This window comes from Allobosea sp., assembly GCF_048595345.1.
Taxonomy (GTDB): domain Bacteria; phylum Pseudomonadota; class Alphaproteobacteria; order Rhizobiales; family Beijerinckiaceae; genus Allobosea.
Genome location: NZ_JBMDWH010000030.1, coordinates 1 through 6,886, shown reverse-complemented (window position 1 = coordinate 6,886; position 6,886 = coordinate 1). Strand labels below are relative to the sequence as shown.

Below are 6,886 nucleotides of genomic sequence, written 5' to 3'. Positions count from 1 at the left end.
CCTCGGCACCTCGCCGGACATGATCGACCTCGCGGAGGACCGCGACCGCTTCAAGCGCCTGCTCGACAAGCTGCAGCTGAAGCAGCCCAAGAACGGCATCGCCTATTCGGTGGAGCAGGCCCGCATCATCGCCGGCGAGCTTGGCCTGCCCTTCGTGGTGCGGCCCTCCTATGTGCTCGGCGGGCGCGCCATGGCGATCATCCGCGACGAGCCGATGTTCGAGGATTACCTGCTCGGAACCCTGCCCTCGCTCATCCCCTCCGAGGTCAAGGCCAAGTATCCGAACGACAAGACCGGCCAGATCAACACGGTGCTCTGCAAGAACCCGCTGCTGTTCGACCGCTACCTGTCGGATGCGATCGAGGTCGATGTCGACTGCCTCAGCGACGGCAAGGACGCCTTCATCGCCGGCATCATGGAGCATATCGAGGAGGCCGGCATCCATTCCGGCGATTCGGCCTGCTCGCTGCCGCCGCGCTCGCTCTCGCCGGAAATCATCGCGGAGCTGGAGCGCCAGACCAAGGCGATGGCGCTGGCGCTGGATGTCGGCGGGCTGATGAACGTCCAGTACGCGATCAAGGACGGCGTCATCTACGTGCTGGAGGTCAATCCCCGCGCCTCCCGCACGGTGCCCTTCGTCGCCAAGGTCATCGGCAAGCCCATCGCCAAGATCGCGGCGCGGATCATGGCCGGCGAGAGCCTGGCCGGCTTCGGCCTGAAGGCCGAAAAGCTCGGCCATGTCGGCGTCAAGGAGGCGGTGTTCCCCTTCGCCCGCTTTCCGGGCGTGGACGTGCTGCTCGGCCCGGAGATGCGCTCCACCGGCGAGGTCATCGGCCTCGACCGCTCCTTCGATGTCGCATTCGCCAAGAGCCAGCTCGGTGCCGGCTCCAAGGTGCCGGTCAAGGGCACGCTCTTCGTCTCGGTGCGGGACGACGACAAACCGCGCATCGTCGAATCGGTGCGCATGCTCGCGGGCCTCGGCTTCCGCATTCTCGCGACGGGCGGCACGCTGCGCCTGCTGCAGGAGGAAGGCATCGAGGTCGGGCGCATCAATAAGGTTCTGGAGGGTCGCCCGCATGTCGTCGACGCCATCAAGAATGGCGGCGTGCAGCTGATCTTCAACACCACCGAAGGCCCGCAGGCGCTCACCGATTCCCGGTCGCTGCGGCGGGCGGCCCTCTTGCACAAGGTGCCCTATTATACCACCTTGGCGGGCGCGATCGCGGCTGCCGAGGGCATCAAGGCCTATTGCAGCGGCGATCTCGAAGTCAGGTCGCTGCAATCCTACTTCGAAGACGTCGCCTGAGAGCGGGCGCGTCGGCTCGGGTTTTAGAAGTCGAAGCGGAAGCGCGGGACACCGGTGGCCGATGCGGCCGGTGCGGCCCGCGCTTTCGAAGCTTACGGGACGGAGAAGATGGAAAAGGTTCCCATGACGGCTGGCGGTTTCGCCGCCCTGGAAGCAGAGCTGAAGGACCGGCAGCAGGTCCAGCGCCAGCGCATCATCACCGCGATCGCCGAGGCGCGCGCGCTGGGCGACCTCTCGGAGAATGCCGAGTATCACGCCGCCAAAGAGGCGCAGTCCCTCAATGAGGGGCGCATCATGGAGCTGGAATCGCTGATCGGCCGCGCCGACATCATCGATGTCTCCAAGCTCGGCGGCGACACGATCAAGTTCGGCGCCACCGTCAAGCTGATCGACGAGGACACCGAGGAGGAGAAATCCTACCAGATCGTCGGCGAGCCGGAATCCGACGTGAAATCCGGCAAGGTCTCGATCGGCTCCCCGATCGCCCGCGCCCTGATCGGCAAGAAGATCGGCGATTCCGTGCAGGTGAACACCCCCGGCGGCGGCAAGGCCTACGAGATCGTCGACGTCGTCTTCCGCTGAACGTCACGCATGGCGAGGCTGGCAATCATTGCGCCGCATGCCCATCTTCGGAGAAAGCGATCCCCGGAGATGCTCTCATGACCACACGCCGCCAGTTTCTCAGCCTCGCCGCAGCCGGCGCCGCGCTCGCGCTTATCCCCGCCGCTATCGCACCCGCTCTGGCCCGGCCGGTCGCCGCGGTCTCGGCCGCGCCCATCACCGTCACCTTCGCGCCGAACGTGGCGGAAGCCTGGGGCAACAATCTCGGCCTCGTCCGCTCCCAGCTCGAGGCGACGCTCGCCGACATTCTCGGCCCACGCTTCTCGGGAAGCGGCCACCGGCTTGCCGTCTCGGTCAACAGCCTCTGGCTCTCGGGGAATGGCGGCAATGGCGGCCGGGTCCGCGACGGCGGCGGCGCCGCGGACATCATGGAGAGTGTCGCGACGCTGTATGACGCTTCCGGCCGCGCTGTCGGCTCCTGGCCGATCCGCTCGACCGAATTCTCGGACGGCATGGCCCGCGGCCTGCCCAATCTCGACCAGCTGCGCCTGCAGGCGCTCGCCCGCAACAGCGCCTGGTGGATCAAGCGCTACGTCGAGGCTTGAGATGGGCTTCGCCTATGAGCGCCTGATCTGAAACGCCGTCTTGCCGCGCTGGAACCCGCATGCCTCGTAGAACGCAAGCACGGCAGGATCAGTTCGGCCGGTCATCAGCATGACCTTGTAGCAGCCTGCAGACCATGCATGCTCGATTGCCGCTCGGACGACCGCTTTGCCAAAGCCTTGGCCACGCTGGGCTTGCGCGCTGACGACATTCTCGATCAGGCCGAACGGACGCTGGCTGCGGGTCAGGTTGGGCACGACGATCAGTTTGCAGGTAGCGACGACTTCCTCGCCATCCTGGGCGAGGTGCAGCGAGATCATCGGACTGGCGAGGATCTGCGCCCAGGTTTGGCGCGCCTCGTCTGGACTCGGCAATAAATCGGCCGGGCTGAGTTGCGCATAAAGGCTGAGGACTGCCTCGAGATCGCGCTCTTGCGCCAGCCGCAGGGTCAGCGTCACATCGGTACCCGGTTCATTCGAACGGAACGATCGGCTCGTCCTTGACCCGGTCGAGCGCCAGCCCCGTCCGGACGTTGCGGACATTCGGCAGCGCCGTCAGCTCGCCGACGAAATCCTGGAAGGCCTTCAGGTCGGGCGCGACGCATTTCAGGATGAAGTCGATATCGCCCGACAGCGTCCAACATTCGCGCACCGTCGCCCAGTCGCGGATGTGGGCCTGAAAGGCAGAGAGGTCTGCCTCCGCCTGGCTCGCCAGATGCACGAAGGCGAAGCAGACCACCTCGTAGCCCAGCGCCCGCTCGTCGAGCTCGGCATGATAGCCGCGGATCAGCCCCGCCTCCTCCAGCGCCCGCACGCGGCGCAGGCAGGGCGGCGGGGAGATGCCTACGCGGCTCGCCAGCTCGACATTGGTCATGCGGCCATCGGCCTGCAATTCGCGCAGGATCGCCAGGTCGATATCGTCGCGTTTGGCGGGCAAGGAAGGACCACGGAGCGGCAGCGGGAAAGACCGCGCTGGTGTAGACGGCGGCGGCAGGCGATACAAGGCGCATGCCGCTGCCCGAAGCCGCCATTGACGTGAAGACCGAGCCGACCGTCTGGGTGCTGACCGACGGCAAGGCCGGCGACGAGTTGCAATGTCTCGGCGTCGCCGAACGCCTCACCGGCGCGCCGATCATCCGCCGCGTCGCCCCGCGCAAACCCTTCGCTTGGCTGATGCCGCGCGGACCGATCGATCCGCGCGAGGCGCCCGGCAAGCCGGGCAGCCCGCTCAGCCCACCCTTTCCCGACATCGCCATCGCCTCCGGCCGCCGTGCCGTCGCCTATCTGCGCGCGCTGAAAAAGGTCTCCAACGGCGCGACCTTCACCGCCTTTCTCAAGGACCCGCGCACCGGCACAAGCGCGGCCGACCTGATCTGGGTCGCCGCGCATGACCGCTTGCGCGGCGACAATGTCCTCGTCACCGCGACGGCCCCGCATCGCCTCACCCAGGAGAAGCTCGCGGCCGCGCGAGCTGCCCCGCCGCCCTTCATCACCGCCCTGCCCCGTCCCCGCGTGGCAGTGCTGGTCGGCGGCGACAGCCGCCATCACCGCTTCACGCCTGCCGATATCGACCGCCTTTCCGCGGGGCTCGAGACGCTGGCAAAGGGCGGCGCCAGCCTCATGGGCTCGCCCTCCCGCCGGACACAGCCCCCGCTCAGGCAAGCCGTCGCCGCGGTGTTCGCTCGCCATGGCGGCTGGTGGTGGGACGGCACGGGCGAGAACCCCTTCCTCGCCTTGCTCGCCCATGCCGACGCGATCCTGGTCACCGCCGATTCCACCAACATGCTCGGAGAGGCGACCGCGACTGGCAGGCCGGTGCTGATCTTCGAGCCCTCGGGCGGCCATGCCAAGATCGCGGCGCTGATCGGGAACCTGACGAAGACCGGCGCGGCCCATCCTTTCCGTGGAAAGATCGAGGGGGAGCCCTACCTCCCGATGGACTCCACGCCCGTCATCGCCGATGCGATAAGGCGAGGATGGCTGCGCCATCGCTCCGCCATGGGACTGGAGGCAGGGCCCGGCGCGGGGCTCGCGGCCTCTTGAACGGCGCAGCGCTTGCCCGGCACGGATCGCGGCGTATCTGACGGGAAGGAGCGCGGCAAAGGCCGCGCGGAAGGAATAAAGACGATGGCCCATACCCACGCCCGCGTCATGATCATCGGCTCCGGCCCGGCCGGCTACACCGCCGCCATCTATGCGGCCCGCGCGATGCTGGAGCCGGTGCTGATCTCCGGCCTGCAGCAGGGCGGCCAGCTCACCATCACCACCGATGTCGAGAACTATCCCGGCTTCGCCGACCCGATCCAGGGCCCCTGGCTGATGGAGCAGATGCGCGCCCAGGCCGAGCACATGGGCACGAAGCTGGTCTCCGACCACATCGCCCGCGTCGATCTCTCGCAGCGGCCCTTCCGGCTTTGGGGCGATGCCGGGCAGACCTATTCCTGCGATGCGCTGATCATTTCCACCGGCGCCCAGGCGAAATGGCTGGGCCTGCCCTCCGAGCAGGCCTTTCAGGGCTTCGGCGTCTCGGCCTGTGCCACCTGCGACGGCTTCTTCTTCCGCAACAAGGAGGTCGTGGTCGTCGGCGGCGGCAACACCGCGGTCGAGGAGGCGCTCTATCTCGCCAACCTCGCCAGCAAGGTGACGCTGGTCCACCGCCGCGATTCGCTGGGCGCCGAGCGCGTGATGCAGGAGCGCCTGTTCAAGCATCCCAAGATCGCCGTGGTCTGGGACAGCGAGATCGCCGAGATCTGCGGCGCCACCCAGCCGCCGAACGTCACGCATCTGCGCCTGCGCAACCTCAAGACCGGCGCCGAGAGCGAGCTGAAGACCGACGGCGTCTTCATCGCCATCGGCCACAAGCCGGCCACCGAGCTGTTCGCCGGCCAGCTCGCCATGAACGCCTCGGGCTACCTCACCGTCGAGCCCGGCACGACGCGCACCGATATCGAGGGCGTGTTCGCCGCCGGCGACGTCACCGACGAGCATTACCGCCAGGCCGTGACCGCCGCCGGGCTGGGCTGCATGGCCGCGCTCGACGCCGAGCGCTGGCTGATGGCGCAGCAGCTCGCCACCCGTGAAGCCGCGGAATGAGGCAACCGGGACACATCAGCGATTTTGATCGGTGACAGCACGCGTTTTGAGCAGCTGGAATCCCCGATCCCGGCTCAGCAACCGTTGACCTGACGCGCTTCCCCTTCCATCATGCGCTGAACGCATAACACGGGGGGAACGCGGTGGATTGGGACCGCATCCGCATCTTCTACACGGTTGCTGAATCCGGGAGCTTCACCAAGGCTGGCGACAGTCTCGGCCTGAGCCAGTCGGCGGTCAGCCGGCAGATCGGCGCACTCGAGCGCGAGCTGCGCGCACCGCTGTTTCACCGCCACACCCGTGGCCTGATTCTCACCGAACAGGGCGAGCTGTTATGGCGCGCCGCGCGCGAGATGACGCAGCGGCTCGAGCGCACCCGCGCCCAGCTCTCCGAGACGCGCGAGCACCCGTCCGGCGAACTGAAGGTCACCGCGACGCGCGGCCTCGGCGGCCATTGGCTGACGCCGCGCCTCGCCGAGTTTCTCGACCTCTATCCCGACATCAAGGTGCAGCTCATCCTCACCGACGAGGAACTCGACCTGTCGATGCGCGAGGCCGACATCGCCATCCGCCTGCGCCAGCCGCAGCAGCCCGACCTGATCCAGCGCCGGCTCTTCACCGTGCACTTCCACGTCTACGGCTCGCCGGCCTACATCAAGCGCGTCGGCGAGCCGAAGAGCTATGAGGACTTTGACAACCACCGCCTGCTCTCCTTCGGCGGCACCTCGCCCTCCTATCTCACCTCGGTGCACTGGCTCGGCTCGCTCGGGCGCGACCAGCGCAATCCCCGGCCGATCCATCTCGAGGTCAACAACATCACCGCGATGAAGCGCGCGGTCGATTCGGGCGCCGGCATCGCCGTGCTGCCGGATTATCTCATCGAGACGGGCTCCCCCCTCGTGCAGCTGATGCGCGAGACCGAGATGCCGCAGCTCGAGAGCTATCTGGTCTATCCCGAGGAGATGAAGTCGGTGGCGCGCGTGCAGGTCTTCCGGGACTTCCTGATCCAGAAGGCCCAGCGCTGGACCTACTGAGCGGGCGGCTCCGGCCGCCGCTTGCGACGGCATCCGGCCAGTGTGCCGGATGCTGCAGCGCGATATGAGTCCTCGCGGGCCGGTCGCAGCGTAATTTGCAGCCTGATCCGCCGGCGACCGCCGCGCGCGTGGCGCACGAAACACCACAGTCCTGCCCCGTTTCACCTCTGCGGCGACCGCCGCAGCGGCTGCTCGCAGTTGCACAATTTCCGCACCAACAGAGGCCCCAGCGCGGCAGCAGCGCGAAAATGCGGCACCCGGCGCCTGCCTTTTTTCCGCCACACGTGCGG

At 67.5% G+C, this 6,886-nt stretch carries 8 protein-coding genes; 6 read left to right on the top strand and 2 right to left on the bottom strand.

All coding sequences use genetic code 11. From position 1 onward, the window contains the following. The 3 genes from ACOJTB_RS03955 to ACOJTB_RS03945 all read left to right on the top strand — a co-directional run. Positions 1–1,306, top strand: a 1,306-nt coding sequence (locus ACOJTB_RS03955; protein WP_465248396.1) for an ATP-binding protein, incomplete at its 5' end; no start/stop codon positions are given. 108 nt (positions 1,307–1,414) lie between these two features. Beyond that, positions 1,415–1,888 (top strand): transcription elongation factor GreA, encoded by a 474-nt coding sequence (greA, locus tag ACOJTB_RS03950; protein WP_420101218.1) that lies wholly within the window; start codon positions 1,415–1,417, stop codon positions 1,886–1,888. A gap of 77 nt (positions 1,889–1,965) precedes the next feature. After that, the gene (locus tag ACOJTB_RS03945; protein ID WP_420101217.1) at positions 1,966–2,472 is read left to right on the top strand and encodes a hypothetical protein; all 507 of its coding nucleotides are present in this window, start codon (positions 1,966–1,968) and stop codon (positions 2,470–2,472) included. Between the two features lie 12 nt (positions 2,473–2,484). Here the strand turns inward: ACOJTB_RS03945 and ACOJTB_RS03940 are convergent, their stop codons facing one another. Continuing rightward, positions 2,485–2,928, bottom strand: coding sequence for a GNAT family N-acetyltransferase (locus ACOJTB_RS03940; RefSeq protein ID WP_420101216.1), 444 nt, complete (start codon positions 2,926–2,928; stop codon positions 2,485–2,487). 13 nt (positions 2,929–2,941) lie between these two features. Continuing rightward, positions 2,942–3,406, bottom strand: a complete 465-nt coding sequence (locus tag ACOJTB_RS03935; RefSeq protein WP_420101215.1) for an Lrp/AsnC family transcriptional regulator — start codon at positions 3,404–3,406, stop codon at positions 2,942–2,944. Positions 3,407–3,477: 71 nt separating this feature from the next. Here ACOJTB_RS03935 and ACOJTB_RS03930 point away from each other — a divergent pair, with 71 nt between their 5' ends. From ACOJTB_RS03930 to ACOJTB_RS03920, 3 genes are all read left to right on the top strand, one after another. Beyond that, positions 3,478–4,512 carry a mitochondrial fission ELM1 family protein gene (locus tag ACOJTB_RS03930; protein ID WP_420101214.1) on the top strand — a complete coding sequence of 345 codons (1,035 nt, stop codon included), beginning with the start codon at positions 3,478–3,480 and terminating at the stop codon, positions 4,510–4,512. Between the two features lie 84 nt (positions 4,513–4,596). Next, positions 4,597–5,562, top strand: coding sequence for a thioredoxin-disulfide reductase (gene trxB / locus ACOJTB_RS03925; RefSeq protein WP_420101213.1), 966 nt, complete (start codon positions 4,597–4,599; stop codon positions 5,560–5,562). Positions 5,563–5,705: 143 nt separating this feature from the next. Further along, positions 5,706–6,596, top strand: a complete 891-nt coding sequence (locus ACOJTB_RS03920) for a LysR family transcriptional regulator (RefSeq protein WP_420101212.1) — start codon at positions 5,706–5,708, stop codon at positions 6,594–6,596. Positions 6,597–6,886: the final 290 nt, after the last annotated feature.